At 73.7% G+C, this 26,011-nt stretch carries 26 protein-coding genes and 1 pseudogene; 15 read left to right on the forward strand and 12 right to left on the reverse strand.

Translation table 11 applies throughout. From position 1 onward, the window contains the following. The first annotated feature begins 13 nt into the window (after positions 1-13). Together ACIQU4_RS31285 and ACIQU4_RS31290 are read left to right on the forward strand one after the other, a co-directional pair. Positions 14-1,207, forward strand: a complete 1,194-nt coding sequence (locus ACIQU4_RS31285) for an AAA family ATPase (protein WP_403737794.1) — start codon at positions 14-16, stop codon at positions 1,205-1,207. Further along, positions 1,204-2,055 carry a hypothetical protein gene (locus ACIQU4_RS31290; RefSeq protein ID WP_403737797.1) on the forward strand — a complete coding sequence of 284 codons (852 nt, stop codon included), beginning with the start codon at positions 1,204-1,206 and terminating at the stop codon, positions 2,053-2,055. The genes ACIQU4_RS31285 and ACIQU4_RS31290 overlap by 4 nt, the downstream gene beginning before the upstream one ends. A 70-nt stretch (positions 2,056-2,125) precedes the next feature. Here ACIQU4_RS31290 and msrB read toward each other — a convergent pair whose 3' ends face one another. The 4 genes from msrB to ACIQU4_RS31310 all read right to left on the reverse strand — a co-directional run bounded on the left by msrB (position 2,126) and on the right by ACIQU4_RS31310 (position 5,479). Next, entirely contained in the window at positions 2,126-2,533 is a 408-nt protein-coding gene (gene msrB / locus ACIQU4_RS31295) for a peptide-methionine (R)-S-oxide reductase MsrB (RefSeq protein ID WP_403737800.1), read from the reverse strand. Between the two features lie 21 nt (positions 2,534-2,554). Beyond that, a complete protein-coding gene (gene murC / locus ACIQU4_RS31300) occupies positions 2,555-3,952 on the reverse strand; it encodes a UDP-N-acetylmuramate--L-alanine ligase (protein ID WP_403737803.1) in 1,398 nt (465 codons plus the stop codon). A gap of 116 nt (positions 3,953-4,068) precedes the next feature. After that, on the reverse strand, positions 4,069-4,536 hold the full coding sequence (locus tag ACIQU4_RS31305) for an indole-3-glycerol phosphate synthase (protein ID WP_403737805.1): 468 nt from the start codon (positions 4,534-4,536) through the stop codon (positions 4,069-4,071). A gap of 148 nt (positions 4,537-4,684) precedes the next feature. Beyond that, complete coding sequence (locus ACIQU4_RS31310; protein ID WP_403737807.1) at positions 4,685-5,479, reverse strand: pyrimidine reductase family protein; 795 nt, start codon at positions 5,477-5,479, stop codon at positions 4,685-4,687. Between the two features lie 84 nt (positions 5,480-5,563). Here ACIQU4_RS31310 and zapE point away from each other — a divergent pair, with 84 nt between their 5' ends. From zapE to ACIQU4_RS31335, 5 genes are all read left to right on the forward strand, one after another. Further along, positions 5,564-6,628, forward strand: coding sequence for a cell division protein ZapE (gene zapE, locus ACIQU4_RS31315; RefSeq protein WP_403738098.1), 1,065 nt, complete (start codon positions 5,564-5,566; stop codon positions 6,626-6,628). A gap of 72 nt (positions 6,629-6,700) precedes the next feature. After that, positions 6,701-7,126: an OsmC family protein gene (locus tag ACIQU4_RS31320; protein WP_266997606.1), complete on the forward strand. Its 426-nt coding sequence runs from the start codon at positions 6,701-6,703 to the stop codon at positions 7,124-7,126. Between the two features lie 88 nt (positions 7,127-7,214). Beyond that, positions 7,215-8,591, forward strand: coding sequence for an alkaline phosphatase PhoX (locus ACIQU4_RS31325; protein ID WP_403737810.1), 1,377 nt, complete (start codon positions 7,215-7,217; stop codon positions 8,589-8,591). A gap of 185 nt (positions 8,592-8,776) precedes the next feature. After that, positions 8,777-9,607 carry a PPK2 family polyphosphate kinase gene (locus tag ACIQU4_RS31330; RefSeq protein ID WP_403738101.1) on the forward strand — a complete coding sequence of 277 codons (831 nt, stop codon included), beginning with the start codon at positions 8,777-8,779 and terminating at the stop codon, positions 9,605-9,607. Between the two features lie 84 nt (positions 9,608-9,691). After that, positions 9,692-10,639 (forward strand): polysaccharide deacetylase family protein, encoded by a 948-nt coding sequence (locus ACIQU4_RS31335; RefSeq protein WP_403737812.1) that lies wholly within the window; start codon positions 9,692-9,694, stop codon positions 10,637-10,639. 22 nt (positions 10,640-10,661) lie between these two features. On the opposite strand, the gene ACIQU4_RS31340 is transcribed toward ACIQU4_RS31335, so the two are convergent. The 4 genes from ACIQU4_RS31340 to ACIQU4_RS31355 are packed head-to-tail and all read right to left on the reverse strand — an operon-like array spanning position 10,662 to position 13,019. After that, positions 10,662-10,862, reverse strand: coding sequence for a hypothetical protein (locus tag ACIQU4_RS31340; protein ID WP_403737815.1), 201 nt, complete (start codon positions 10,860-10,862; stop codon positions 10,662-10,664). A 14-nt stretch (positions 10,863-10,876) separates the two neighbouring features. Further along, the gene (locus ACIQU4_RS31345; RefSeq protein WP_403737817.1) at positions 10,877-11,536 is read right to left on the reverse strand and encodes an ABC transporter; all 660 of its coding nucleotides are present in this window, start codon (positions 11,534-11,536) and stop codon (positions 10,877-10,879) included. Continuing rightward, positions 11,533-12,348, reverse strand: coding sequence for an ATP-binding cassette domain-containing protein (locus tag ACIQU4_RS31350; protein ID WP_403738102.1), 816 nt, complete (start codon positions 12,346-12,348; stop codon positions 11,533-11,535). Before ACIQU4_RS31350 ends, ACIQU4_RS31345 begins: the two co-directional genes overlap by 4 nt. Further along, positions 12,345-13,019: an AIM24 family protein gene (locus ACIQU4_RS31355; protein WP_403737820.1), complete on the reverse strand. Its 675-nt coding sequence runs from the start codon at positions 13,017-13,019 to the stop codon at positions 12,345-12,347. Before ACIQU4_RS31355 ends, ACIQU4_RS31350 begins: the two co-directional genes overlap by 4 nt. 71 nt (positions 13,020-13,090) lie before the next feature. Between ACIQU4_RS31355 and ACIQU4_RS31360 the strand changes: the two genes are divergently transcribed. From ACIQU4_RS31360 to ACIQU4_RS31370, 3 genes and pseudogenes are all read left to right on the forward strand, one after another. Further along, positions 13,091-13,870, forward strand: coding sequence for an aminoacyl-tRNA hydrolase (locus tag ACIQU4_RS31360; RefSeq protein ID WP_403737823.1), 780 nt, complete (start codon positions 13,091-13,093; stop codon positions 13,868-13,870). Positions 13,871-13,982: 112 nt separating this feature from the next. Beyond that, positions 13,983-15,284, forward strand: a complete 1,302-nt coding sequence (locus tag ACIQU4_RS31365) for a DUF692 domain-containing protein (RefSeq protein WP_403737826.1) — start codon at positions 13,983-13,985, stop codon at positions 15,282-15,284. Beyond that, positions 15,281-15,919, forward strand: a pseudogene (locus tag ACIQU4_RS31370) (TIGR04222 domain-containing membrane protein); the annotation flags it as partial. The gene ACIQU4_RS31365 and the pseudogene ACIQU4_RS31370, both read left to right, overlap by 4 nt. Positions 15,920-16,115: 196 nt before the next feature. On the opposite strand, the gene ACIQU4_RS31375 reads toward ACIQU4_RS31370, so the two are convergent. Then, complete coding sequence (locus tag ACIQU4_RS31375; protein WP_403738124.1) at positions 16,116-16,409, reverse strand: hypothetical protein; 294 nt, start codon at positions 16,407-16,409, stop codon at positions 16,116-16,118. A 24-nt stretch (positions 16,410-16,433) separates the two neighbouring features. On the opposite strand from ACIQU4_RS31375, the gene ACIQU4_RS31380 reads away from it, so the two are divergent. Further along, entirely contained in the window at positions 16,434-17,195 is a 762-nt protein-coding gene (locus ACIQU4_RS31380) for a TIGR04222 domain-containing membrane protein (protein WP_403737829.1), read from the forward strand. A gap of 100 nt (positions 17,196-17,295) precedes the next feature. Then, positions 17,296-19,011, forward strand: coding sequence for an alpha/beta hydrolase (locus tag ACIQU4_RS31385; RefSeq protein ID WP_403738104.1), 1,716 nt, complete (start codon positions 17,296-17,298; stop codon positions 19,009-19,011). A 131-nt stretch (positions 19,012-19,142) separates the two neighbouring features. Here ACIQU4_RS31385 and hemQ read toward each other — a convergent pair whose 3' ends face one another. Beyond that, on the reverse strand, positions 19,143-19,856 hold the full coding sequence (gene hemQ, locus ACIQU4_RS31390; protein ID WP_403737832.1) for a hydrogen peroxide-dependent heme synthase: 714 nt from the start codon (positions 19,854-19,856) through the stop codon (positions 19,143-19,145). A 97-nt stretch (positions 19,857-19,953) separates the two neighbouring features. Next, positions 19,954-21,399 (reverse strand): protoporphyrinogen oxidase, encoded by a 1,446-nt coding sequence (hemG, locus tag ACIQU4_RS31395; protein ID WP_403738107.1) that lies wholly within the window; start codon positions 21,397-21,399, stop codon positions 19,954-19,956. Positions 21,400-21,578: 179 nt separating this feature from the next. Here hemG and ACIQU4_RS31400 point away from each other — a divergent pair, with 179 nt between their 5' ends. Further along, positions 21,579-22,571 (forward strand): DUF4349 domain-containing protein, encoded by a 993-nt coding sequence (locus ACIQU4_RS31400; protein ID WP_403737835.1) that lies wholly within the window; start codon positions 21,579-21,581, stop codon positions 22,569-22,571. Positions 22,572-22,643: 72 nt separating this feature from the next. Beyond that, the gene (locus ACIQU4_RS31405) at positions 22,644-24,050 is read left to right on the forward strand and encodes an FAD-dependent oxidoreductase (RefSeq protein WP_403737838.1); all 1,407 of its coding nucleotides are present in this window, start codon (positions 22,644-22,646) and stop codon (positions 24,048-24,050) included. 3 nt (positions 24,051-24,053) lie between these two features. On the opposite strand, the gene hemE is transcribed toward ACIQU4_RS31405, so the two are convergent. Further along, positions 24,054-25,157 (reverse strand): uroporphyrinogen decarboxylase, encoded by a 1,104-nt coding sequence (gene hemE, locus ACIQU4_RS31410; protein ID WP_403737841.1) that lies wholly within the window; start codon positions 25,155-25,157, stop codon positions 24,054-24,056. 91 nt (positions 25,158-25,248) lie between these two features. Here hemE and ACIQU4_RS31415 point away from each other — a divergent pair, with 91 nt between their 5' ends. Beyond that, on the forward strand, positions 25,249-25,905 hold the full coding sequence (locus ACIQU4_RS31415; protein ID WP_403737844.1) for a DUF3000 domain-containing protein: 657 nt from the start codon (positions 25,249-25,251) through the stop codon (positions 25,903-25,905). Positions 25,906-26,011 lie beyond the last annotated feature (106 nt).

Raw genomic sequence — 26,011 nt, forward strand, 5'->3', positions numbered from 1 at the left:
GTTGCGGGCCACCATGAGAACCGAAGTGGAGAAGATAGCGAACCAGGTCGCCCACGACGTCTTCGTACGGTGGGAGGAGGCCTCGGTGTCCCGGGCCGTCCGCGCCGCCCTCGAACGCGAACGGGCCGACCTCGTACGGGAAGTGACGGAGAAGACCGGCTTACTCGCCGCCGAGGCTGCGAAGAGGGCCGCCGGCGAGTCCCAGGAGCGGGCCGTGGCCCGCGCCGCCCTGCGCGCGATCGAGGCCGTGCTCGCCACCCGCCGCGACAAGGACGAGCGAGCGGTCCGCGCCCTCGCCGCGCATGCCTCGCGCGACGCGGTGCTGGACGCGCGGCCGGAGTTCGTCCGTACCGTGCACGAGGAAGTGGCGAAGGTCCTCGCCGACTTCACCCCGCCCGTCGTCCATGTGACGCTCCCGGCCCGGCCCACCGTCGAACTCGACGCGGACACCCACCGGGTGCTCCCCGAACTGCTGCTCGCGCTGCACGCGCGGTGCCACGTACTCCTCGTCGGGCCCGCCGGCACCGGCAAGTCGATGATGGCCACGCACGCGGCGCAGGCCCTCGGCCTCGAACTCCAGGCCCTCTCGCTGGGGCCGACCACCCCCATGAGCAAGGTGTTCGGCTACTTCGACGCGCACGGCCACTACCACGACACCCCGTTCCGCCGGGCGTTCGAACACGGCGGCGTGATGCTGCTCGACGAACTCGACAACGGCCATCCGGGCCTGCTCGGCGAGCTGAACCAGGCCCTCGCCCTGCGCACCTGCGCCTTCGCCGACGGCATGGTGGGCGCCCACGAGGACTTCGTGCTGATCGCGACGGCCAATACGTACGGCCACGGCGGCGACCACCAGTACGTCGGACGGCAGGCGCTGGACGCCGCCACGCTCGACCGGTTCACGGTGATCGACGTGCCGATCGACACCCGGCTGGAGTACCGGCTGGTGCTGGCCAACGCCCCCTCCCGGCCGGACGACGCGCGCCGGCTCCTCCAGGAGGTCCGCAAGCTGCGGGCCGTCGCGGCGGAGAAGCGGCTGCCGCTGGCGTTCTCGCCGCGCGCCGGTATCGACGGGGCCAAGCTGCTGGAGGCCGGTGCGAGCCTGGACCAGGCGCTGCGGTGGCGGGTGACGCGCGGTCTGTCCGCGGCCCACCGCACGGCGCTGGGCCTGGACGGCCCGGAGGCGGGGCGGGAGTCCGCGTCGTGACGGGGCACGTGCTCGCGCCGATGTTGTCCTGGCAGGAGTTCCTCGACGCGGCCCAGGTCCCGGAGAGCATCCCGAACGGCTCGGGACGGCACGGCCGGACCGAGTGGGCCGGGGCCACCTGGGAGGAGGCGCTGCGGCTGGCGGTCGACGGATGGCACGTCCCGCTCCAGGAGCAGGAGATCACCGTCGGCGCCCTGCGGGAGCGGGCCGGTCTCGGGACGCCCGTCGTCTCGCTGGAGCCGGTGTGGGACGTGACCGGCAGCGAGGTGGACATCGGCGCCTACCTCGCCGGGGAACCGGAGTGCATGGTGGACTCGGTACCCCGGCGCGTCTCGCGGCAGGGGAAGGTGGTGACCTTCCTGATCCCGTCCGTGTACGACCACACCACGCCCCACGACCGGATCCGCAACCGGGGGCTGGCGCTGGCGGCCCTGTGCGCGGCCATCGTCGAGGCCGGGCACGGGGTGGAGATCTGGTCGGGCTTCACGACCCGGGTGCGGCGGGACGCCGAGCCGTGCTCCGCGGTGGCCCGGGTGATCTCGTCCGGTGAGCCCCTCGACGTCGGCCGGCTGATCTTCGCCGTCGCCCACCCGGCCATGCTGCGCCGGCTGTGGTTCGCGGTGTGGGACGGCGGGGACGCCGAGACCGCCGCCCTGTTGAAGGCCGCCCAGTACGGCATCCCCCGGCCGTGCCGCCCGTCGGACCTGCCCGACGGGATCACCGACCCGTACGTCTTCCCATACCTGGAGCCCGACGATCCGCAGTGGCGCGACCTGGACACCGCCCTGGCCTGGTGCCGCGGGATGTTCGCGGACCTCGGCCTGATCCAGCCCCGCGGCGCGGGGTGAACCGGACCCCGGCAGGACGGACCCGGGTGGTGCCGGGCGGTGCCGGGGGCGGTGCCGGTCCTCGTCGGCGTCAGCCCTCGTCGGGGGTCAGCCGCAGCGAGATGGAGTTGATGCAGTAGCGCTGGTCGGTGGGCGTGGGGTAACCCTCACCCTCGAACACGTGCCCGAGGTGGGAGCCGCACTTCGCGCAGAGGACCTCGTTGCGGACCATTCCGTGCGAGACGTCCGCCTTCAGCTCGACGGCGTCGGAGTCCTTCGGGTCGTAGAAGGACGGCCAGCCGCAGTGCGACTCGAACTTCTCGGTGGAGCGGAAGAGCTCGGAGCCGCAGGCGCGACAGGAGTAGACGCCCTCCGTCTTGGTGTCGGTGTACTCACCGCGGAACGCCGGCTCGGTGCCGGCCAGGCGCAGCACCTTGTACTCGGACGGCGTCAGCTCCGCCTGCCACTGCTCGTCCGTCTTCTCGACCTCGTACGACATGACTCTCCCGCTCCCTCGTTCTCAGTCCGTCAGGCGGGCGAGGATCGCCGGACCGAGGTCCGTGACGTCACCCGCGCCCATGGTGAGAACGAGATCACCGGGCTTCGCCATTCCCGCGATGACGTCGGCGACCTCGGCCTTGTCGTGCTCGGCGGTGACGTCGGCGCCGGCGCTGCGGGCGGCCGCGATGATGATCTCGCTGGTGATGCCGGGGATCGGGTCCTCGCGGGCCGGGTAGATGTCGAGGACCACGGCGGAGTCGGCGAGGGCGAGGGCCTGGCCCATCTCCTTGCCCAGCTGCTGGGTGCGGGAGAAGAGGTGCGGCTGGAAGACGACCAGGATGCGGGAGTCCCCGGCGGCGCCGCGGATGGCCTCCAGGTCGGCGGTCATCTCGGTCGGGTGGTGCGCGTAGGAGTCGATGACCTGCACGCCCGAGGCCTCGCCCTTGAGCTGGAGGCGGCGCTTGACGCCGGTGTACTTGCCGAGGGCGGAGGCCAGGTTGTGCGCCGGGATGCCGAGGGCGACGCCGGCGGCGAGCGCGGCGACGGCGTTGTGCGCGTAGTGGCGGCCGGGCACGGAGACGGTGAAGGTGAGCATCCGGCCGTCGATGACCACGGTGACCTCACTGGTCAGACCGCGCGGGGTGATCTTCGCGATCCGTACGTCGGCACCCTCCTCCTCGCCGTACGTGACGACGTCGAGGTCCTCGGTGCCGCGGACCCGGGCGGCGATCTCGGCGGCGCCCTCCTGGCCGTGGGCGACGACCAGGGTGCCACCGGGCACGATCTTGCCGACGAAGGTCTCGAAGGACTCGTAGATCTCGTCCATCGACGCGTAGTTCGCGTGGTGGTCGAGCTCCGCGTTGAGGATGATCGCGACCTGCGGGGTGTACTTGTGGAAGCTGCGGTCGCTCTCGTCCGCCTCCGCCACGAAGATGTCGCCCTCGCCGTGGTGGGCGTTGGAGCCGGGGGCGTCCAGGTCCCCGCCGATGGCGTACGAGGGGTCCAGGCCCAGGGCCGACAGGGACACCGCCAGCATCGAGGTGGTGGTGGTCTTGCCGTGCGTACCGGCGACCGCGATCGGCCGCAGGCCGTCCATCAGGCCGGCCAGGGCGTCGGAGCGGTGCACGACGGGGACGCCGAGCTCGGCGGCGCGCGCCAGCTCCGGATTGTCGGCGCGGATGGCGCTGGAGACGACGACGCAGGTGGCGTCGGAGGCGAGGTGCTCGGCCGCGTGCCCGATGTGGACCGTGGCGCCGTGGGCGCGCAGCGCCTGGGCGGTCTCGGAGTCCTTGGCGTCGCTGCCGGCGACCTGCGCGCCGCGCTGGGCGAGGATCTTCGCGATGCCGGACATCCCGGCGCCGCCGATGCCGATGAAGTGCGGGCGTTCCATGGCGTTCGGCAGGCCGGGCGGCGTCATACGGGATCTCCCCAAGGTGCGGGTCGGTAAGGAGTGGTACGGGTCGGGTGCGTCGGGGTGCGGGCGGTGCGGACCGTCGTCCCGCCGTCGCCCCGGCGCGTGTGTCGGACGCCAGCCTATTCGTTGTGGGCGAAGAGCTTGAGCACCGGAACCCCGACCTTGTGGCGCGCGCGGGAGGCCCAGTCGCGGTGGAAGAACTCCTCGACGAAGTGCGGGGCGGTCAGGACGATCACCTCGTCGGCGTTCGACTCCTCCACGACGGCCTTGAGTTTGTCGAGCGGGTGGTCCTCGATGATCTGCCCGCTGGCCTTGGCGCCCTTCTTGCGCAGGGCCTCCAGGGAGAGGACGAGGGCCTGCTCGGCCGGGCCGCCGGCGGCGTGGCCCTCGGGTACGTCGGCCTCGCGGAGCGCCTCGGGGAGCTCGCCGAGTGCCACGTCGTCGATGGCGCGCAGCAGCCGGTCCTGGTCGCCCCGGGGCTGCATGAGGACGAGGAAGGAGACCGGGTCGTCCCCGTGGAGGCTGGTGACGAAGTCCACGTCGACGCTGGTCAGCGGCTGCTCGATCATCAATACGCTCGTGAACACGGACGCCCTCTCCTTCATGGGCCGGGGCCGGTCGGCCGGCCCCTGCGGAAACCATCCTGCCCCGCTCTCACACGGGGCCCTGCGTGGATCTATCTGCCCAGGTATGTGCCCACCGGAAGCTAAGCGGAACAACAAATTCCGCCCCTTGTCAGATCCGACGGTAGCTCGTGTAGAGGAACCCGGCCTCTTCCAGTAGGGAGGCGGGCGCCAGCCGGTGCGGGACGGCCACGGGGGGCCCTCCGGAGATGCGCTGGGCCCCGCCCGCGGCCAGCATCGGCGAGATCGTCAGGCACAGCTCGTCCAGCGCGTCGGCGGCCACGAACTGCCCCAGCAGCCGGGGCCCGCCCTCGGTGAGCTGGCGGCGCAGCCCCCGGGCGGCGAGCTCCGTCACGATCCGGGCCGGGTCCACGGCCGCCCCGTCGCCCGCCAGTACGACGTCGGCCCCGGCCGCCGCGGCCGCCGCCACCCGTTCGGCGGGTGCGGCCGCGCCGGTCACCACGAGGGTCGGCACGAGGGGGGAGGTGAACAGCGGCAGGGAGAAGTCCAGGTCCAGGCTTGCCGTGACCACCGCGATGGCGGGCGCGGGACCCTGCCCGGCGGCCACGCGCCGGGCCGCGAAGGCCTCCCGGGCCCGGGCCGGGCGGTACCCCTCCTGGCGAACCGTTTCGGCGCCGACGACCACCACGTCGGCCAGCGCCCGCAGGGTGCCGAAGATCCGCATGTCGGTCTCGCTGGAGATCGGCTGCGAGCGCCCGTCGTGCTGGGCCGCGCCGTCCAGGGTGGAGACCATGTTGGCGCGCAGCCAGTGGCCCTCCGGGCCGAGCGCGGGGTACGCGTACGCCTCCGCCAGCTCGTCCAGCGACCACTCGCGGTCACTGCGGTCCGCGGGGGCTGATGTCTGGTCGGCCGATGTCTGATCGGTCACAGGGAACAGGCGTCGCATCGGTGCAGTGTGCCACGCCCCGTAGAGTTAAGAGCTGTGTCAACATCACTCTCCACCTCCGGATCCACCTACGGGCGACCCCCGATAGCCGACCCGGCCGACGCCGGCCCGCAGGCCCTGTGCGCCCGCGAGCCGCGGGTGCCCGCCGAGCGGCTGGTGGCCGAGATGGTGCCGCCGCCGCGATTCGACTCGGTGCGCTTCGACACGTACGACCCGGACCCCGGTCAGCCGAGCCAGTCCGAGGCCGTCACCGTGCTCAGCGGCTTCGCCGCCGGGCTGGGCGGATCCCACGCGAGCGGCGGCGGCAAGCGCCGCTGGTTCGCCAGGAAGGCCCCGGTGCCCACCGCCCCGCGCGGGGTCTACCTCGACGGCGGCTACGGCGTCGGCAAGACGCACCTGCTGGCCTCCCTCTGGCACGCCACCCCGGCCGAGCCCGCACTCAAGGCCTTCGGCACCTTCGTGGAACTGACCAACCTGGTCGGCGCGCTCGGCTTCCAGCAGACGGTCCAGACCCTGGGCGGCCACCGCCTCCTGTGCATCGACGAGTTCGAACTGGACGACCCGGGCGACACGGTCCTCGTCTCCTCGCTGCTGAGCCGGCTGGTCGAGCAGGGCGTGGCGCTGGCCGCCACCTCCAACACCCTGCCCGGCAAGCTCGGCGAGGGCCGGTTCGCCGCCGCGGACTTCCTTCGCGAGATCCAGGGCCTCTCGGCGCACTTCCGCCCGCTGCGCATCGACGGCCAGGACTACCGCCACCGCGGCCTGCCGGAGGCGCCGGCTCCGTTCTCGGACGAGCAGGTGACGAAGGCCGCGTACGCGACCGAAGGCGCGAGCCTCGACGACTTCCCGGGGCTGCTGGAGCACCTGGCCCGGGTCCACCCCAGCCGGTACGGGGCCCTCACGGACGGCATATCGGCGGTCTGCCTGACCGGCGTCGGCCCGGTCCCGGACCAGTCGACGGCGCTGCGGCTCGTGGTCCTGGCGGACCGGCTGTACGACCGGGAGATACCGGTCCTGGCGTCGGGGGTCCCCTTCGACCGGCTGTTCAGTGAAGAAATGCTGAACGGCGGCTACCGCAAGAAGTACTTCCGGGCCATCTCAAGGCTCACCGCACTGGCACGCGACGCGAAACCCCTGGTGTCCCAGTAGGTTTGGGGACGCCGGCCCGACCCGTCACCGGGACGGTCCGGCAGTTCCCCACTTCCTCCGAAGGGATCCACGATGGCCACCACGCGTACCGCGCACACCAACTGGGAAGGCAACCTGCTCAAGGGTGCCGGCGTCGTCACCCTCGACTCCTCGGGTCGGGGTTCGTTCGACGTCTCCTGGCCCTCGCGCGCCGAGGCCGCGAACGGCAAGACCAGCCCGGAAGAGCTGATCGCCGCCGCGCACTCCAGCTGCTACTCGATGGCCCTCTCGCACGGCCTCGACGGCGCCGGCACCCCGCCCACCCGGGTGGAGACCAAGGCCGACGTGACCTTCCAGCCGGGCGAGGGCATCACCGGCATCCACCTGACGGTGCGCGCCGAGGTCCCCGGCCTGGACGCGGAGGGCTTCGCCGCCGCGGCCGAGGACGCGAAGAAGAACTGCCCGGTCAGCCAGGCCCTGACGGGCACGACGATCACCCTGAGCGCGGAGCTGATCTAACGCTCCCCGGGCTCGGCGCGTCCGGGGGAGGGGGGCCGGGGCCCGTGGTAACACGGGCCCGTCACCCCCCTCGCCCCGGGAGCCGCCGATGTCCGTCACCCGCCGCACCCTGCTCGCCGGCATCGCCTTCAGCGGAGCCCTCGGCTCCCTCTTCGCCGGCAGCTCCCGCGCCCTCCCGCCGCCCCGCCAGGGGTACGGCCCGCTGCTCCCCGACCCCCACGGGCTCCTCGACCTCCCCGCCGGCTTCCGCTACCGCGTGCTCTCCCGCGCCGGCGACCCCCTCCGCTCCGGCGAAGGGCCCGTACCGGCCAACTGCGACGGCATGGCCGCCTTCGACGCGGGCTCCGGCCGTGTCCGCCTCGTCCGCAACCACGAGAACCGCACCACCGCCGCCCTCCGCGTCCCCGCCGTCGACGGCCTCACGTACGACCCCCACGCCCTCGGCGGCTGCACCCTCCTCGGCCTCGACCCCGGCGGCGGCGTCACCGCCGAGCGCGTCGCCCTCGCCGGCACCGCCGTCAACTGCGCGGGCGGCCGCACCCCCTGGAACTCCTGGCTCAGCTGCGAGGAGACCGAGGACCGCGCCGGGACCTCCGGTTACACCAAGGACCACGGCTACGTCTTCGAGGTCGACCCCGCCGACCCGCACCGCTCCGGCGCCGTCCCGCTCACCGCGATGGGCCGCTTCGCGCACGAGGCCGTCGCCGTCGACCCGTACCGCGGGACCGTCTACGAGACCGAGGACGCCTTCATCGAGCCCTTCGGGCTCTTCTACCGGTTCCTGCCCGCGCAGCCCCTCGGCGGCCCCGGCTCCCTGCGCGCCGGGGGCACCCTCCACGCCATGCGCGTCCCGGGACTGGCCGACCTCTCCGTCGTGGACGAGCCCGGCGCCGAGTTCGCGGTCGAGTGGGTCCCCGTGCCCGACCCCTCGGCGGCCGGGACCCCCATCCGGTTCCAGGACTTCGGGCCGGGCGGGATCACCCACGCCCAGAAGCTGGAGGGCTGCTACTGGGGCGACGGCGGCGTCCACTTCGTCTCCAGCTACGCCCGCCGCCTCGAAGGCGCGCCCGCCGACCACCACGGGCAGGTCTGGTTCCACGACCCGCGGCGCTCCACGATCCGCCTGGACGTGCTCTTCGGCCCGGCCACCGACATCCAGCTGCCCGGGGACTCCCCCGACAACATCTGCCTGGCTCCGGACGGCGGCCTGATGGTGTGCGAGGACGGCGGCGGGGCCCAGTACGTCTTCGGCATCACGCCGGGCGGCGAGGTCTACCCGATGGCCCGCAACGCCGACGACATCGGCCGGCCCGGGGCCCCGGAGTGGGGCGAGTTCGCCGGGGTCACCTTCTCCCCCGACGGGCGGACGATGTACGTCAACGCCTACACCCCGGGGACCACCTTCGCCGTGACGGGCCCTGGCACTGACCCGGCGGCCGTGCCCTCGCGACTCCGTCCGACGTGATGGAGGATCGGAGGGAATCGACCGGATCGGGGTAGGTGGCGGCGGTGGCCAAGGAGAGCAGGAACACCAGGAAGAAGGACGAGAAGGAGAGCGGGAAGGGGAGCGGGAAGGAGACGGAGAAGAAGAAGGCCGGCAAGGACCCGAAGCGGGCCGCCGAGCCGGGCGGCCGGGACACCGGCACCCCCCTGCGCCCGCTGCTGCGCGCCCCCGCCGGTGAGCGCCTCGACCTCGGCGCCTTCGACCCCGCCGCGACCCCGGCCGGCCCGGCCGGCAAGGCCGCCGGTCTCGCCGCCACCGCGCAGCTGGCCGAACCGCTGGCCTCCCTCCAGGAACGGCTGTACGCGGCGAGCACCGCGGGCGGGCGCCGCCGCGTCCTGCTCGTCCTCCAGGGCATGGACACCAGCGGCAAGGGCGGCACGGTGAAGCACGTGATCGGCCTGTTCAACCCCTCCGGCTGCCGGATCCGGTCGTTCAAGGCGCCCACGCAGGAGGAGCTGGAGCACCCCTTCCTCTGGCGCATCAGGAAGGCCCTCCCCGTACCGGGTGAGATCGGCATCTTCGACCGCTCGCACTACGAGGACGTCCTCATCGCCCGCGTGCGCGAGCTGGTGTCGCGCAGTCAGCTGAACCGCCGCTACGCCCAGATCAACCGCTTCGAGCAGTCCCTCGCGGACGACGGCGTCACCCTGGTGAAGGTCTTCCTCCACATCGGCTACGAGGAGCAGCGCAAGCGGCTGCTGGAGCGGCTCGACAACCCCGACAAGCACTGGAAGTTCAACCCGGGCGACATCGACGAGCGCGGCCTGTGGCCCGAGTACCAGCACGCGTACGAGCTGGCCCTGCAGCGCTGCTCCATCGACGCCGCGCCCTGGTACGTCGTCCCCGCGGACCGGAAGTGGTACCGCAACTGGGCGATCAGCAAGCTGCTCCTGGAGCATCTGGAGGAGCTGGATCCGCGCTATCCCGCGGCCGGTTTCGACGTGGCGGAGAGCCGCAGGCGGCTGCTGCGGACCTGATGCCCGTCACACGGGCGGGCGATTCGCATGCCTGCCCCGGCGCCGCTGCGGTCCGCTTGGCAGATGGTCATATATTTTGCGTCCGTGACCCTTTCTGTGCGCAATGTGGCGGTCGCGGCCGCCCTCAGTGCCGCTCTCTGCACCGCCCTCGCCGGATGCGGAGGCGGCGGCACCTCCGCATCCGGTTCCGGCTCCGGTTCCGGTTCCGGTTCCGGCGACCAGGCCGCCCGTATGGGCACCCCCGGGGCCTCCGCTCCGCCGTCCTCCGGCGCCTCGGCCGCCGCGCCGCAGGCGGCCGGCTCCTCCCCCGCCGCGGCCCCGCCGCCCGCCAAGGCCCCGACCCTGGCGCCCGGCCCGAACGGCCTGACCCCGGTCTTCGAGCGGGCGAAGCAGCAGACCGACAAGACCGTCGCGCTGACCTTCGACGCCGACATGACCTCCGACCAGGGGCCGCGCGCCGCGGGCGGGGAGCACTTCGACAATCCCCAGCTCATCGCCACCCTGCGCACGCTCAAGGTGCCCTCGACGATCTTCATGACCGGCCGCTGGGCCGAGGAGTATCCGGACCAGGCCAAGGCCATCGGCACCGACCCGAACTTCGAGATCGCGAACCACTCCTACAGCCACCACGCCTTCACGTCCCCCTGCTACGGGCTCCCCGCGCTCGACGCGGCCGCCGCCCGGGCCGATGTGGACCGGGCCTTCGCCGCCTTCCGTACGGCCGGCGCGGTCAACACGGTCCCGTACTTCCGCTTCCCCGGCGGCTGCTACGACGACCAGGCGCTGCGGGCCGTCTCCACGGCCAAGGTCACCGCCGTCCAGTGGGACGTGGTCAGCGGGGACGCCTTCGCCAAGGACCCGGACGCGGTGGCCGAGCAGGTCCTCACCGGGGTGAAGCCGGGCTCGGTGGTGGTCATGCACTGCACGCGCAGCGCGGCCCCCGTCACCGAGGAGGCCATCCAGAAGATCGTCCCGGAGCTGCGCAAGCGCGGCTACCGCTTCGTGAAGGTCTCCGAGCTCATCGGGAAGTAGGCGGGGGGGCGGTGGCGCGGCCTCAGCCGGAGCAGGCCGAGCGCTGCGCGTCCTGCCACTCGCACACCGGGCACAGCACCCGGCCCGGGGTCGCGGCCCCGTACTCGGTGGGCTTGCCGCACTCCACACAGTCCGCGTACGGCGGCCCGGCCACCCGCCCCACGGGCGCCGCCGGGGCTGGGCAGTACGACTCGGTTCCGGCCGGCGCGTCCACTTCGTCCATGCCTCCGAGCGTACTCAGCCCCGCCGCGCGCTGACGAGGCAGGCCACGGCACCGGCCCCGCAGGCCAGCACCAGCGCCCCCGCGAAGGCCGCCACCGGCAGCGTCACGGCGTGCGCCCGGGAACCCTCCACCAGCGCGGTCACCGCGCTGCGCGCCGGGGAGCCGGCGATGCCCCAGGCCAGCAGGGAGCCCAGGCCGCCCGCCAGGACCGCGACCCCCGTCGAGCGCAGCAGCGGCCGGCTGCACAGCGCCCCCACGGCCGCGCCGGTCAGCGCACACGCGAGGGCCGCCAGCACCCCGGCCACGGCGGCACGCTCCGGTTCCACGTGTTCCGCCCGGCCGGAGTCCGCGATCAGCAGCACGGCCGCCGTGCCCACGGCCCCGGCGAGCAGCGCCCCGCCCAGCGCGGTGAGCAGCGCCGCCGCGTGCACGCGTACGGGACCGGCCGCGGCGGCCGCGCAGTCGCGGGCGGCGTCGGGCTCGTCGGTCACGCAGACCCGGACCAGCCAGGCCGTGATCGGGACCAGCCCGGCGGCCGCGAAGCCCAGCGAGTCCAGCAGCGGGTCGCCCGGCCGCACCCCGGCGGCCAGGAAGGCCGCGTACAGGAGGAGCGGGGCGATCCACCGCTGGGAGCGCAGCAGCAGCGCGCACCGGTAACGCAGCAGGCCGGTCACGGCAGTTCCTCCACGGCGCGGATGTGCCAGGGCGCGGGCGCGGTGAGCAGTGCGCGCAGCACCGCGTCGGAGCGGGCGGCGGGCACCGTCAGCAGCAGGCCCCCGCCGGGCGCGGGCGCGGCGGCCAGCCCCGGGGGCGGCTCGGCGCCCGGCGGCCCGGCGGCCTCGATCCGTACGTACGCCCCCGCGCCGGCGGGCTCCCGTACGGGAACCAGCGCGGCCCCCTCGACCCGGTGGTGCGCGTCGGCCGCACCGGCGAGCCGCGCCGGGTCGTGGTCGACGAAGACCACGGTGCCCCCGGCGGCGGTCCGCTCGGCGACGGCCCGGTCCAGCTCGGCGCGGGCGGCGGCGTCGAGCCCGGTCCAGGCCTCGTCGAGGACGAGCAGCCCGGGCTCGGCGAGCAGCGCCTGGGCGACGGCCACCTTCTGGCTGCTGCCCTTGGAGAGTTCGGCCAGCGGGGTGTGCGCGTAGGCGGCAGCCCCGAACCGCTCCAGCCAGTGGGCCGCCCGGTCCGCCGCCTGCGAGCGCGCGAGGCCGTGGACCCGGCCCATGTGGGTCAGGTAGGCCGTCGCGGTGAGCGGCAGCGCCGCCGGGAATCGCTCCGGCACGTACGCCCTGCGGCGCGGCCGCCCCGTGATCCGCCCCTCGGACGGGGTGTCGATCCCCGCGATGATCCGCAGCAGGGTGGACTTGCCGCCGCCGTTGCGGCCTTCGATGCGGACGAGCGCGCCGGGCAGCAGGTCCAACGCGACCCCGCGCAGCACCCAGGGCCGCCGCAGTCCGTAGCGGCGGCCCACAGCGGTGAGTTTCAGTGGGCCGCCGCCATCTCGGTCAGCTCGCTGGGGCGGACGATGACGAAGCCCTCGCCGCGCAGCATCAGCTGGACGGCCTCGCCGGAGCCGCCGCGGATCATCGAGCCGACCGACTGGGAGCGGTGCAGGCCCGTCTCCAGCTGGGCGCTCCAGCCGACCACCGCGTCGGTGTCCACGTACACGGGGTTCTGCGCCGTGACCGGGATGATGATCGGGTGGCCGTCGCAGACCAGGGCGAGCTTGCCGGTGCCGGTGAAGAGGCTGTTGAAGAGGCCGCCGCCGGTCATGCCGCCGCCCTTCACCATCTTTATCTCGTAGGCGAGCGTCGGGTCGAAGCAGAGCACGTTGCGGCCGTTGATCGTCAGCGAGTCGCCGGGCTCGAAGTCGATGATGAAGCAGTGGCCGGCCTGGTGCGCGAACCAGGCCTCGCCCTGCCCGCGTACGGACATCAGCGCGAGGCCCTCGCCGGTGACGGCGCGCTTGAGCATGCCGCCTATGCCCTGGCCCTTGCGCTCGAACTGCAGGTTCCCCCGGAAGGCGACCATCGAGCCCTGGCGGGCCAGCATTTCACCGTTGACGGTGTACTTCACGGACTTGGCGTTCTGCAGGGTCATGCCCGGAGCGGCGGCCGGCTGGGCCAGGTTCTCGGACGCAAAAAGGTCGCTCTTCATGAGCTCGATCCTCGCCCGGCAAGGGCCCCCTCAGCGTCATCCTGAAGGCGGAGCCTGGCATCCTTGGCGGGATGAGCAGCCAGCACCGGAACCACACTTCAGACGTACCTGCGGTCGGGGCGGACAGCCCGTTCGGGCAGGAGCGCATCGCGCGCGACGAGGCGCCGCAGTTCGTGCTGCCGCTGGTCGTGCGGATCGAGAAGGCGCAGCCGCCCGCCCGGACGGACGCGCTGGAGACCGCGGCCCGGGCCGTGCTGGTCCTGCTGACCGACGAACGGGCGCAGGGCGAGGGCGACGGCGAGGGCGAGTGGGCCGAGGCGGTCCGGGACTGGCAGGACGCGCGGATCCGGAAGGTGGTGCGGCGGGCGCGCGGGGCGGAGTGGCGCAAGGCCGGGACCCTGCCCGGTGTCACGGTGCACGGTGACACGGCGGAGGTACGGGTCTTCCCGCCGGTGCCGTTGGACGGCTGGCCCAAGGAGCTCGCGAAGCTCCAGGTCTCGGGGACCGACCTGGACGACCCGGAGCCGGTCGCCGCGGCCGCGCCCGGGATTCCTGTGCTGTGGCTCAACCCGGATCTGGAGATGTCCGCCGGCAAGGCGATGGCCCAGGCCGGGCACGCCGCGCAGCTGGCCTGGTGGGAGCTGACCGGCCCGGAGCGCACCGCCTGGCGTGATTCCGGTTTCCGGCTGGCCGTGCGGACGGCCGCACGCGAGCGGTGGGCCGAGCTCAGCGGGAGCGGGCTGCCGGTGGTCCGGGACGCCGGATTCACCGAGATCGCACCCGGTTCGGCGACGGTGGTCGCCGACCACCCGGCGCTGCGTGCCCGGCTCGGCGGGGGTGTGACGGGCTGACAGGGCTGACAGGGAACCTCAAATGTTGCTCTGAACGTCCCTCTCCGCGATTGGCGCGACTCCGTCGGGGCCATCACATCGGCACACGACCGATGAGAGGGGGCGAGGGGACATGAAGACCATGGCGCACCTGGGGGTGGGCATCGGATGGCGGCCGGAGATCGCTGACGCGGTGGAGCGGCTGCCGGGACTGGACTGGGTCGAGGTGGTGGCCGAGAACATCTGCCCCGGCCACCTGCCCGCCCCGCTGCTGCGGCTGCGCGAGCGCGGGGTGCGCGTCGTACCGCACGGGGTCTCGCTGGGCCTCGGCGGCGCCGGGCGGCCCGACGCCGCGAAGCTGGCCGCTCTCGGGGAGCGGGCGGTGGCGCTGGGGGCGCCGCTGGTCACCGAGCACATCGCGTTCGTACGGACGGCCTCGCCGGCGCTGGAGGCGGGGCACCTGCTGCCGGTCCAGCGGACGCGGGACGCGCTGGACGTGCTGTGCGAGAACGTCCGGATCGCGCAGGACGCGCTGCCGGTGCCGCTGGCCCTGGAGAACATCGCCGCACTGGTCTCGTGGCCCGGGGAGGAGCTGACGGAGGGGCAGTTCCTGACGGAGCTGGTGGAGCGGACGGGGGTGCGGCTGCTGATCGACGTCGCCAACCTGCACACGAACCGGGTGAACCGGGGCGAGGACCCGTTCGCCGTGCTGGACGCGATCCCGCTGGAGGCGCTGGCGTACGTGCATGTCGCCGGGGGTGTGGAACGGGACGGGGTGTGGCACGACACGCATGCGCATCCGGTGCCGGCGGTGGTGCTGGAGATCCTGGCGGAGCTGCGGAAGCGGGTCGCCCCTCCGGGTGTGCTGCTGGAGCGCGACGACGATTTTCCGGCCGAGGCCGAGCTGGCCGGGGAACTCGCCGCCATCCGGGGGGTGGTGGACCCTGAGGGGCTGTCCCCTGCCCGCCCCTCCCCCGTTCGCCGGACCCTCCCGCCGGCGTCCCGAACGCCCACGGGGCCCAATGAGCGGGCCCGGACGAGCGTCGGGGTGGAGCAGGCCGCGCTGTTGTCGGCGCTCGTGGCGGGGACGCCCGTGCCCGAGGGGTTCGACCGGCAGCGCGTACGGGTGCAGTCGCGGGCGCTGGCCGCCAAGCGGGCCGGGGTCGTCGCGAAGCTGGCGCCCGAGCTGCCCGGGATCCTGGGCGGTGAGGACCCGTACCGCGAGGCCTTCCTCGCGTACGCCCGCAACCGGCCCATGACCGCCGGATACCGGAGGGACGCCCTCGACTTCGCCGAGCACCTGCTGATCCGGGACCTGCCCGCCGACCCCGCCGCCCGGCGCCGGCTCACCTCCTGGTGGCAGGACCGGGTCGGGGCACGGCCGCCGCGCCGGATCGTGCGCTGGGCCCGGACGCTCGTGGGGCGTGCGGCATGAACGTCCTCGCCTTCGCGATCTGGGCCGGCGTCATCGTCTCCACCCTCCTGCTGTTCCTCGGCGTACGGCGCTCCCGGCCGCGGCCGGTCCGCCCGGCGCCGCGCCTGCACGACCTGTCCGAGGCCGCGTTCATGGCCGGCGGCCCCGGCGCGGTCGTGGACAGCGCGCTCGTCTCGCTGCTCGGCGACGGCCGGCTCGTGGTCGGCGGTCCGGGGATCGTGGCACTGCGGACCGGGGCGCGGGCCGGCGACATCGCCGAGCGGGCCGTGTTCGAAGCCCTGCGGCAGGCGCCGTCGGGCTGGCTCTACCAGGTGCGCTACGCCGCCATGCTCGACCCCGCCGTCCAGGAGACCGGAGACGCGCTCGCCGCCCGCGGGCTGCTCGCCGTGCCCGGCTCCGGGCGGCGGTGGCGGCGCTGGGGGCTGGCCCAGGTCGTGGTGTGCGCGGTGTGGGTGGTGGCCTCGCTGCCCCTCACGTTCGTCGCGCTGGCGCTCCAGCCCGGCCCGCAGGTGCCGTTCGTCTTCAAGGTGCTCCCGGCACTGCTGGGCGGGATCGTCATGGGATGCGTCCTCGCCGCCCGGGCCCGGCAGCGGCTCACGCCGGCGGGGCGGGCCGCGCTGCGCGAGATCCGTACGCACTACATGAACGACCAGACCCCGCACGTGCAGACGGCCCTGTACGGGCTGCGGGGGCTGGGCGACCCGTACCTGCGGGGGCAGTTGGTGCCGGCCGTGCGCGGTACGCGGCTGGCGGCGGCCCAGGCGCGCAGCGCGGTTTGCCCTCGTCCACCTCGTCGTCTTCCTCCTCGTCCTCTTCCTCGTCCTCGGGTGTCTACTGCGGGTCTTCCGCCGAGGTCCTGCCCGTCGTATGGTGCGCGAGCAGTGACGGCGGCTCCTCCTCCGGCAGCTGCGGAAACAGCGGTTCCAGTTGCTCCGGGGGCGGTTCCAGCTGCTCCAGTGGTTCGAGTTGTTCCAGCGGCTCCAGTTGCTCCAGCTCCAGTGGTTCGAGTTGTTCCAGTGGTTCCAGTTGCTCCAGCTCCAGTGGTTCCAGTTGCTCCAGCAGCAGTTCGAGTTGCAGCAGTTCGTCCGGTTCGAGCTGCGGCAGCAGCAGTTCCTGACCGGGCACTTCTACACCTCGTGGGAATCAGCCATGTTCTGGGTCCTGCTCCTCCTGATGGCCTGGGCAGGGGTGCTGGCGTCGTGCACCCTCCTGCTGAGGGCCGCCGCCCTGGCCACGGTGGCGGCATCCGCGCCACCCGACGGCGGTGCGGGCGCTGCCCGCAACCCTGACGAACTGAACCTGTACGAGGCCGCCTATCTCGCCGGCGGCCCCCGGCGGGTCGCCGAGCTGACGCTGCTCTCCATGCAGCGCGGGCGCCGGCTGCTGCTGGCCCACACCGGCTGGGCGACCGTCGTCGACCCGGTGGGGCGGGATCCGCACGAGCGGTCCGTGCTCGGAGCGTTCGGGCCGGACGGGCAGGCGCCGGTGGCCGCCGTACGGAGCGCCGCGGCGCGCGACGAGGCCGTACGGGCCCTCGCGGACCGGCTCGACGCGGCGGGGCTCTCGCTGCCGCCCGCCGCCCGCAGCGGTGTGGCCGGCGGGGTCCGGGCCGTGCGCCGGGCCGCCGGACTGGTGGCCGCGCTGGCGGCGGCCGCCCTGTGCGTTCCGGCGGACGGGACCACCGCGGCGGTGATCCTGTGCTGGTTCGCACTGCCGCTGCTGCTCACGCTGGGGTGCCTGGCCATCGCCCGCTTCGAGACGTACCCGTACTCCGCGTGGGCCTCCCCGGCCGGGCAGCGGCTGCTCGTCGCGCTGGACCGGGAGCGCGACGAGGGGGACTCCCTCACGGCGGTGGCGCTGCGCGGCGTCCGGGTTCTGACGGATCCCGCCCTACGGGCGGCACTTGCCTAGGCAACGGGGGGATTGCGCCCGACACCGGCCGGTGGTCCTGTACAAGCACCCCGCCCAGAGCATCTGATCACTTCATCCGAAGAGATGAAGGCGGCTCATGATGCTGACTCCGCTCGCCCGCTGCGGAGTCGCCGTGGCGGTCCTCTCCCTCACCCTGTGCATCCCGACCCCCCGCGCCCACGCAACCACCCCCGGCCCGGACGTCACCGGCCGCGCGGCACGCGCGGGCCACGCGGCAAGGGAAGCCGCCGCGAACGCGGGCGCGGAACTCGTCGCGGCCCGAGCCGCCGGGGCGGCCGGAGGCACCGGTGGGCCGGTCTTCCGGGCGTGTCCGGCCGCCGAGGAGCTGCCCTCGCCCGTGCGGTGCGCGACCCTGCGGGTTCCGCTCGATTACGCGCGGCCCGACGGGCCGCAGATCCCGCTCACCGTCAGCCGGGTCGCCGCGACCCGGCGCGGCGGCGCGGTGCGGCAGGGCGCGCTCGTCTACAACCCCGGCGGCCCCGGCGCCTCCGGGATGTTCTTCCCGCTCGTCGCCGGGCTCCCCGAATGGGAGCGCATCGGCGCCGCCTACGACCTCGTCGGCTACGCCCCGCGCGGAGTCGGCGGCTCCGCACCGCTGTCCTGCGAGGACCCCGCCCGCCGCGCGAAGGGGCCGACCCAGGTCCCGGCGGAGCCCTCCGCCACGTACAAGCAGCAGCGCGTCGCCGCCGCCCGGGCCTACGCCCGCGGCTGCGAGCAGCGGGCCGGCGCGGCCCTCCCGTACTACACGACCCTCGACAACGTCCGCGACCTGCACGTGCTGCGCGCCGCGCTCGGCGAGGAGAAGCTGACCTTCCTCGGCGCCTCGTACGGCACCTACCTGGGCGCCGTCTACGCCACCCTCCACCCCGCCCACGTCCGCCGGATGGTCCTCGACTCCGCGGTCGACCCCGACCCGCGCCGCATCTGGTACGTCAACAACCTCGACCAGGCCCCGGGGTTCGAGCAGCGCTGGTACGACTTCCGCGCCTGGGCCGCCCGCCACCACTCCACGTACCGGCTCGGCGCCACCCCGGAGGCGGTGCAGGCGAGCTACCAGCGCGTACGGGACACGGTGGCGCGCACCCCGGCGGGCGATGCGGTCGGGACCGGCGAGCTCCAGGCCGCCTTCCTCCAGGCGGCGTACTACGACGACGTCTGGCCGGAGCGGGCGGCCGCGCTCAGCGCCTTCCTGGCCGGCGATCCCGGCCCGCTGGCCGAACAGGCCGGCCCGGCCCCGGAGTCGGCGGCCGCGCGCGAGAACGCGCGGGCGGTGTACACGGCGGTGCTGTGCAACGACGCCGTCTGGCCCGCGCAGTGGGATACCTGGGACCGCGACAACACGGAACTGGCCCGCAGGGCGCCCTTCGAGACCTGGGCCAATGCCTTCCTGAACCTGCCGTGCGCTTACTGGCCGGTCCACGAGCGGCAGCAGCCGGTGGCGGTGGGCGAGCAGCCGGCCCCGGTCGGCGCGCGGTCGGCGGCGCTCCCCCGCACGCTGATCGTCGCGGCGGAGCGGGACGGGGCCACCCCGTACCCGGGGGCGCTGGAGCTGCAGCGGCGGCTCGGCGCCGAGGCCGCGCTGGTCACGGAGGAGGGGGCCGGCTCCCACGGCGTGGTCGGCGGACGCAATGACTGCGTGGACCGTCACGTGGAGCGGTACTTGCTGACGGGTGACACCTCAGGGTGGCGTGTCACGTGTGCGCCGCATCCGGAGCCCGCACCGGTGTCGCTGGACGACCGGGCAGCAAGAGGCCCCGGGAAGGTACCCAGGGCTCTGCTGCCGCCAGTCGTCTGAACTTCCGGGCGGGGTCTCCGGCTGCGTCGTTTCGGGGGTCAGGCCGTCATCCGGACCAGCCTCCCGATCCACCGGAGGCCGCTCCCCAGTCAAGAGAGCAGTCTTCCGGTTCCTTCCCCCCAGGGGAGGTATCAGGCGAGCCCGGCCACCAGATCGGCGACGGACTTGCGGCGTCCGGTGTAGAAGGGCACTTCTTCACGGACGTGCATACGGGCCTCGGAGGCGCGCAGGTGACGCATGAGGTCGACGATGCGGTACAGCTCGTCGGCCTCGAAGGCCAGCATCCACTCGTAGTCGCCCAGCGAGAAGGACGCGACGGTGTTGGCCCGGACGTCAGGGTAGCCGCGGGCCATCTTGCCGTGGTCCGCGAGCATGCGGCGGCGGTCCTCGTCGGGCAGCAGGTACCAGTCGTACGAGCGCACGAACGGGTAGACGCTGACGTAGTCGCGCGCGACCTCGTCGGCCAGGAAGGCCGGGATGTGCGACTTGTTGAACTCGGCCGGGCGGTGCAGGGCCATGTTCGACCACACCGGCTCCAGCGCGCGGCCGAGCTGGGTGCGGCGGAACAGGTTGTACGCGGTCTGCAGTTCGTCCGAGGTCTCGGCGTGCCACCAGATCATGACGTCCGCGTCGGCGCGCAGGCCGGAGACGTCATACGTGCCGCGGACGGTGATGTCCTTGGCGGCCAGCTGGTCGAACAGCTCCTGGACCTCGTCGGCGTAGCCGGTGCGGTCCTCGGGCAGGACGTCCTTCAGCTTGAAGACGGACCACAGGGTGTAGCGGATGACCTCGTTGAGGTCCTTCGCCTTCTTCCCCGCGTTGGGAATCTTCTCTGGTGCAGTCATGTGTCCATTGTCCCGTGTGCTGATCAGTGGTCGGTGCCAGGGGTGCCTTAGGGGGTGTCCGGCGGATCAGGGCCGGGCCCGGCCCGCCTGGCACCCCCTACGCGGCAAACGTGGCCTTCACCACGTCGGCGGCCCTGCCGGCGCTCGCGATGCACGCCGGGATGCCCACGCCGTCGTACAGCGCGCCGCACACGGCGAGGCCCGGCAGAGCCGCGACTGCGGCGCGGATCCGGTCCACGCGGGCGAGGTGGCCGACCGGGTACTGCGGCAGCCCGCCGTCCCAGCGGGTGACGGTGGAGGCGACCGGGCGGGCCGCGAGGCCCACGGCCTCGCCGAGGTCGCGCAGCGAGACGTCGACCAGCTCGGAGTCCTCGCGCCCCAGATCGCCCTCGTCGCCGTACCGGCCGACCGAGGTGCGCAGCAGGAAGAGCCCGGGGTCGGCGCCGGCCCAGGCCCACTTGTTGCTGGAGAAGGTGGAGGCCTTGATGGTCCGCCCGTCGACGGGCGGTACGAGGAATCCGCTGGCTCCGCCCTCGGTGATCGCGGCGGGCAGCTCGGAGCGGCGGAAGGCCATCGTCACCAGGGCCATGGAGGCGTACTCGACGGTCCGCAGCTCGGCGGCCGCGGCCGGAGCGAGCCCGTCCAGCAGCCGGGCGGCGGGACCGGCCGGGACGGCCAGGACCACGGCGTCGGCGTCGACGGCCTCCGCGTCGGTGACGACCCTCCAGCCTCCGGCCGTACGGAGGAGCTCGCGCACCGGGGTACCGGTGCTGATCCGCGCCCCGGCCGCCCGGCAGGCCTCGGCCACGGCCTGCGGGAGCCGTCCGACGCCGCCGTCGATGCCGGCGAAGACGGGCCGACCGGCCTGCTGGGACTGCTGTGCGGCCGCCCGCTGCTGGAGCTCGCGTACGCCCTCGCCCAGCGAGGCGTGCGTACGGGCGGCCTCGAAGAGCTGCGGAACCGCGGCGCGCATGGAGATGCGGTAGGCGTTGCCGGCGTAGACCCCGCCGAGGAGGGGCTCCACCAGGCGGTCGACGACCTCGTGACCGAGGCGGGCGGCCACGTACTCGCCGACGGCGACGTCCTCGCCGATCTCGGTGGGCGGCAGTTCGCGTTCGGCTTCGATGCGGGCCAGGCCCTCGGCGGAGAGCACCCCGGAGGCGGCGAGCGGTGCCAGATCGCCGGGGACGCCCATGACGTGGCCGCGCGGCATGGGGCGCAGGGCACCGCGGGTCCACAGGTGGGCGGTGGCGGTGGCGGGCGGCTGGAGGGCTTCGGCGAGGCCCACGGCCCGGGCCAGCTCCAGGGCTTCGGGGCGGCGGGCGAGCACGGATTCGGCGCCGAGGTCGACGGGGGCGCCGGCGAGTTCGCCGGCGAGCAGCTTGCCGCCGAGGCGCGGCCCGGCCTCCAGGAGCGTGACGCGCAGGCCGTCGGCGAGCAGCCGGTGGGCCGCGGCGAGGCCGGCGATGCCGCCGCCGATGACGACGACGTGACGGGGCGGTACTCCGGCCGCCGTGCCGTCCGTACGCCAGTCCGTACGCATGTCCGCTTCGTGCATGGACACATCGTCTCAGACCGTTCGGCGGACGATCACCGAGGCCGGACCGTGACCGCATCGGGATCGGCCCGGGACCGCCGGAGCGAAACCCGCGGCGGGACCCTGTACGTCACACCGGCGTACGCCACAACGGCGACATCAGCCGATCCTCGGGGGGACCACCGATGCGCACCATCCGCAGCAGCAGGGGCACCGCTGTACGACACCGCGGCGCGGCCGTTCTGGCCGGCCTGTCCCTGGCCGGGGCGCTCGCGCTCACCGGGTGCGGCGCCGGCTCGGCCTCGGCCGACAAGGCCGCGGTCCGCGCCCCGGAGGGTGCGGCCCAGGGCAAGCCGGGGGCGGCGGCCGCTCCCCCGGCCGCCGGGTCCACGGGCTCCGATGCCTCCAAGAACGGGCAGCAGCCGGCCGCCGTACGCCCGCACGTCATCCGCACGGCCACGCTCGCCCTGGAGACGGCGGACGCGCAGAAGGCCCTGGCGGCGGCCCGTACGGCGGCGGAGGGCGCGAACGGGTATGTGGGCAACGAGTCGACCAAACGCGGTGAGGACGGCCGGATGACCTCGACGCTGACCCTGCGCGTGCCGGGCGACCGCTTCGACGCGGTGCTCGGCGCCATGGAGGGCAGCGGCAGGCTGCTGAGCCGCAAGGTAGAGGCGCAGGACGTGACGGAGAAGGTCGCGGACGTCGACAGCCGGGTCAAATCGCAGCAGGCGAGCGTGGCCCGGGTGCGGGACATGATGGACAAGGCCACGGCGCTCGGTGACGTGGTGATGCTGGAGAGCGAGCTGAGCAAGCGCCAGTCGGACCTGGAGTCGCTGCTCGCGCAGCAGACGGCGCTGAAGGACCAGACCTCGATGGGCACGATCACGATGGAGGTCTCGGAACCGGCTCCGAAGCCGGCGGAGAAGAAGGACGAGGAGCCCTCCTTCATGGCTGCCCTGCGCGGCGGTTGGAACGTCTTCACGACGATCGTGCGCTACCTGGCCCTGGCGGTCGCCGCGGTGCTGCCCTTCGCGGTGACGGCCGCGCTCGTGCTGCTGTGCCTGCGCGCGTACCGGCGGCTGCGCCCGGCGAAGCCGAAGACGGGCCTGACGCCGACGGGGATCCCGGCGGCACGGCCCGCCGACTCGACGGAAACGACGGAGGCCTCCGACTGAACGCACGTTCCGCCCGTAGCGTGTTCCCCACGAGACTGCGGTACGCGCGGGGTACGGAGAACGGGGCGGACGATGGCGACGGAACGACTGGTGGTGGTCGGCGGGGACGCGGCGGGGATGTCCGCCGCGTCACAGGCCCGGCGGCTCAAGGGCCCGGCGGAGCTGGAGATCACGGCCTTCGAGCGCGGGCACTTCACCTCGTACTCCGCGTGCGGGATCCCGTACTGGATCGGCGGCCAGGTCCCCGGCCGGGACGACCTGATCGCCCGTACGCCCGAGGAGCACCGCGCCCGGGACATCGACCTGCGCATGCGCACGGAGGTGGTGGAGCTCGACCTCTCCGGGGGCCGGGTCCGCACCCGCGATCTGGATTCCGGATCCGAGGCCTGGACGGGCTACGACAAGCTCGTCCTGGCCACGGGCGCGCGGCCGGTCCGGCCCCGGCTGCCCGGGATCGGCGCGCACGGGGTGCACGGCGTCCAGACCCTGGACGACGGCCAGCGCCTCATGGCTTCTCTGGAACTCACCGAGGGACTCCGGCGGACGGAGGGTACGGAGGGCCGCAGGGCGGTCGTCGTCGGCGCCGGCTACATCGGCGTGGAGATGGCGGAGGCGCTGGTCGCGCGCGGGTACGAGGTCACGGTCCTGCACCGCGGACCGCAGCCGATGGCCACGCTGGACCCGGACATGGGCGCTCTGGTGCACGCCGCGATGAACCGGATGGGGATCCGGACGGTGTCGGGCGCCGAGGTCACGAAGATCCTCACGGACGATCAGGGCGCGGTCCGCGCGGTGGCCACGGCGGCGGGGGACGAGTACCCGGCTGACGTGGTCGTGCTCGGCATCGGCGTGGAGCCCCGTACGGCGCTGGCCCGCGCGGCGGGGCTGCCGCTCGGCGAGTCGGGCGGCATCCTGACGGACCTGTCGATGCGGGTCCGGGGCCACGAGAACATCTGGTCGGGCGGCGACTGCGTGGAGGTCCTGGACCTGGTGGCGGGGCGCATGCGGCACATCCCGCTGGGCACGCACGCCAACAAGCACGGCCAGGTGATCGGTTCGGGCGTGGGCGGCGGCTACGCCACGTTCCCCGGGGTCGTCGGCACGGCGGTGAGCAAGGTCTGCGACCTGGAGATCGCCCGTACGGGCCTGCGCGAGCGCGACGCCCTGGCGGCGGGGCTGCGCTTCGTGACGGCGACGATCAACTCGACGACGACGGCGGGCTACTACCCGACGGCCGCGGACATGACCGTGAAGATGCTGGCGGAACTCCGCACGGGCCGGCTCCTGGGCGTCCAGATCGTGGGCGGAGCGGGCTCCGCGAAGCGGGTGGACATCGCGGCGGTGGCCTTGACGGCCGGTATGACGGTGGACCAGGTCGTATCCCTGGACCTGGGCTACGCCCCGCCGTTCTCCCCGGTCTGGGACCCCGTCCTGGTGGCCGCCCGCAAGGCCGTCTCGGCGGTGCGGGCGGCGGGGTAGGAGCTAGCCGGCCGTCTTCGTGTGGACGTAGTCGACCAGGCGGGTCAGGGCGTCCGGGGGGGTGGTGGGGAGGACGCCGTGTCCGAGGTTGAAGATGTGGCCCTCCAGGCCGGAGGCGGCCGCGAGGACCTCGTCCGTCTTCGTCCGTACGGCCTCCTCGGTGGAGAAGAGCACCGCCGGGTCCAGGTTGCCCTGGAGCGCCTTGCCGGGGCCGACCCGGCGGACGGCGTCGTCCAGCGCGACCCGGTAGTCGACGCCCATGACGTCCGCGCCGGCCTCGCCCATCAGGCCGAGCAGCTCGCCCGTGCCCACGCCGAAGTGGATGCGCGGGACACCGTACGAGGCGACGGACTCCAGGACCTTCGCCGACGCCGGCATCACCGAGCGGCGGTAGTCCGCCGGGGCCAGCGCGCCGACCCAGGAGTCGAAGAGCTGGATCGCGGAGGCGCCCGCCTCGATCTGGACCTTCAGGAAGGCGGAGGTGATCTCCGCGAGGCGGTCCAGCAGGTCGGCCCAGAGCTCCGGGTCGCCGTACATCAGGGCCTTGGTGTGCTCGTGGTTCTTCGACGGGCCGCCCTCGACCAGGTAGCTCGCGAGGGTGAAAGGCGCACCCGCGAAGCCGATCAACGGCGTGGACCCGAGTTCACCCGTGAGCATGCCGATCGCCTCGGTGACGTACGAGACGTCCTCCGGGGTGAGGTCGCGCAGCTGTGCGAGGTCCTCGCGGCGGCGGATCGGCTGGGCGACGACGGGGCCGACGCCCGGCTTGATGTCCAGGTCTACGCCGATGGCCTTGAGCGGGACCACGATGTCGGAGAAGAAGATCGCCGCGTCGACGTTGTGGCGGCGGACCGGCTGGAGCGTGATCTCCGTGACCAGGTCGGGCCGCATGCACGACTCCAGCATCTGGGTCCCCTCGCGCACCTTGCGGTACTCGGGGAGCGAGCGCCCGGCCTGCCGCATGAACCACACCGGGGTGTGCGGCACCGGTTCCCGCCGGCACGCCTTCAGGAAGGCGGAATCGTACGTCTGACTCGGCTGGCCCTTGAGAGGGGTCTCCCCAGCGCCGGCGGAGCCGTGCGCGAGGGGAAGGTCATTGGCGCTCACGCGCCAAATCTTCGCACGTATGAAGAAGTGCCCGGCCCGGCGCGGGTGTCCCTGCGCCGCACGGACGCTCGTTCCGCCTAGTCTTCCCCGCATGGCTGCGGCTCAGGGACGATTTTCAGATGGCGCTGACGGTGTGGACAGCGCGAAGGAGAGCTCCGTCCCGCTCCCGTTCCGACACGCGGTCGACGGCTTGACGAGGGCGCGCCTGCGTCCGGGGATCGAGATCGACCCCACCAGACCGCCCCAGCGCCTGGCCCCGCACGCCTACGCCCTGGAGGCCGCGGTCGTCGACGGCGAGGACGATCTGGCCGACGGCCGGCTCATCCTGCTCCACGATCCGTCCGGGCACGAGGCCTGGCACGGGACCTTCCGCCTGGTGACGCTCGTACGTGCCGAGCTGGAGCCCGAGATGGCCGCCGACCCCCTCCTCCCCGAGGTGTGCTGGTCCTGGCTGACGGGTGCGCTGGAGGCGCGCGGCCTGGCGTACGGGGAGGCGAGCGGGACCGTGACCATGGCGAGCTCGCACTACTTCGGCGGGCTCTCGGAGCGGCGGCCGGCCACGCAGATCGAGATCAGGGCCTCGTGGACCCCGCGCGAGGGCGTCGGCGGGGTCCCGGACACCTCGGCGCACCTGTCGGCGTGGTGCGAGCTGCTCTGCCAGATCGCGGGGCTGCCGCCGGTCGGGCCGACGGACTCGGGGACGGGTGTGGTGTCCCTGCCACAGCGGCGCGGCCCGCACCACCCGTAGCCGTGCCCCCGTACGGCGGCACGCGGGCGGTCACCGTCCGCGGGGTCCGCCGGAGCCGCCGAATGCACTGCGCCCCGTAGAACGGCCGATCGAGCGCCGGCGGCGC

Origin of the sequence: Streptomyces sp. NPDC090741 (genome assembly GCF_044769045.1) — a bacterium.
Classification (GTDB): Bacteria; Actinomycetota; Actinomycetes; order Streptomycetales; family Streptomycetaceae; genus Streptomyces.

Coding starts and splice junctions, on each gene's coding strand:
- ACIQU4_RS31285 (WP_403737794.1), top strand. CDS start 14: ATGAGAACCGAAGTGGAGAAGATAGCGAACCAGGTCGCCCACGACGTC.
- msrB (WP_403737800.1), bottom strand. CDS start 2,533: ATGTCGTACGAGGTCGAGAAGACGGACGAGCAGTGGCAGGCGGAGCTG.
- murC (WP_403737803.1), bottom strand. CDS start 3,952: ATGACGCCGCCCGGCCTGCCGAACGCCATGGAACGCCCGCACTTCATC.
- ACIQU4_RS31310 (WP_403737807.1), bottom strand. CDS start 5,479: ATGCGACGCCTGTTCCCTGTGACCGATCAGACATCGGCCGACCAGACA.
- ACIQU4_RS31320 (WP_266997606.1), top strand. CDS start 6,701: ATGGCCACCACGCGTACCGCGCACACCAACTGGGAAGGCAACCTGCTC.
- ACIQU4_RS31325 (WP_403737810.1), top strand. CDS start 7,215: ATGTCCGTCACCCGCCGCACCCTGCTCGCCGGCATCGCCTTCAGCGGA.
- ACIQU4_RS31340 (WP_403737815.1), bottom strand. CDS start 10,862: ATGGACGAAGTGGACGCGCCGGCCGGAACCGAGTCGTACTGCCCAGCC.
- ACIQU4_RS31355 (WP_403737820.1), bottom strand. CDS start 13,019: ATGAAGAGCGACCTTTTTGCGTCCGAGAACCTGGCCCAGCCGGCCGCC.
- ACIQU4_RS31360 (WP_403737823.1), top strand. CDS start 13,091: ATGAGCAGCCAGCACCGGAACCACACTTCAGACGTACCTGCGGTCGGG.
- ACIQU4_RS31365 (WP_403737826.1), top strand. CDS start 13,983: ATGAAGACCATGGCGCACCTGGGGGTGGGCATCGGATGGCGGCCGGAG.
- ACIQU4_RS31380 (WP_403737829.1), top strand. CDS start 16,434: ATGTTCTGGGTCCTGCTCCTCCTGATGGCCTGGGCAGGGGTGCTGGCG.
- ACIQU4_RS31385 (WP_403738104.1), top strand. CDS start 17,296: ATGCTGACTCCGCTCGCCCGCTGCGGAGTCGCCGTGGCGGTCCTCTCC.
- hemQ (WP_403737832.1), bottom strand. CDS start 19,856: ATGACTGCACCAGAGAAGATTCCCAACGCGGGGAAGAAGGCGAAGGAC.
- hemG (WP_403738107.1), bottom strand. CDS start 21,399: ATGCGTACGGACTGGCGTACGGACGGCACGGCGGCCGGAGTACCGCCC.
- ACIQU4_RS31400 (WP_403737835.1), top strand. CDS start 21,579: ATGCGCACCATCCGCAGCAGCAGGGGCACCGCTGTACGACACCGCGGC.
- ACIQU4_RS31405 (WP_403737838.1), top strand. CDS start 22,644: ATGGCGACGGAACGACTGGTGGTGGTCGGCGGGGACGCGGCGGGGATG.
- ACIQU4_RS31415 (WP_403737844.1), top strand. CDS start 25,249: ATGGCTGCGGCTCAGGGACGATTTTCAGATGGCGCTGACGGTGTGGAC.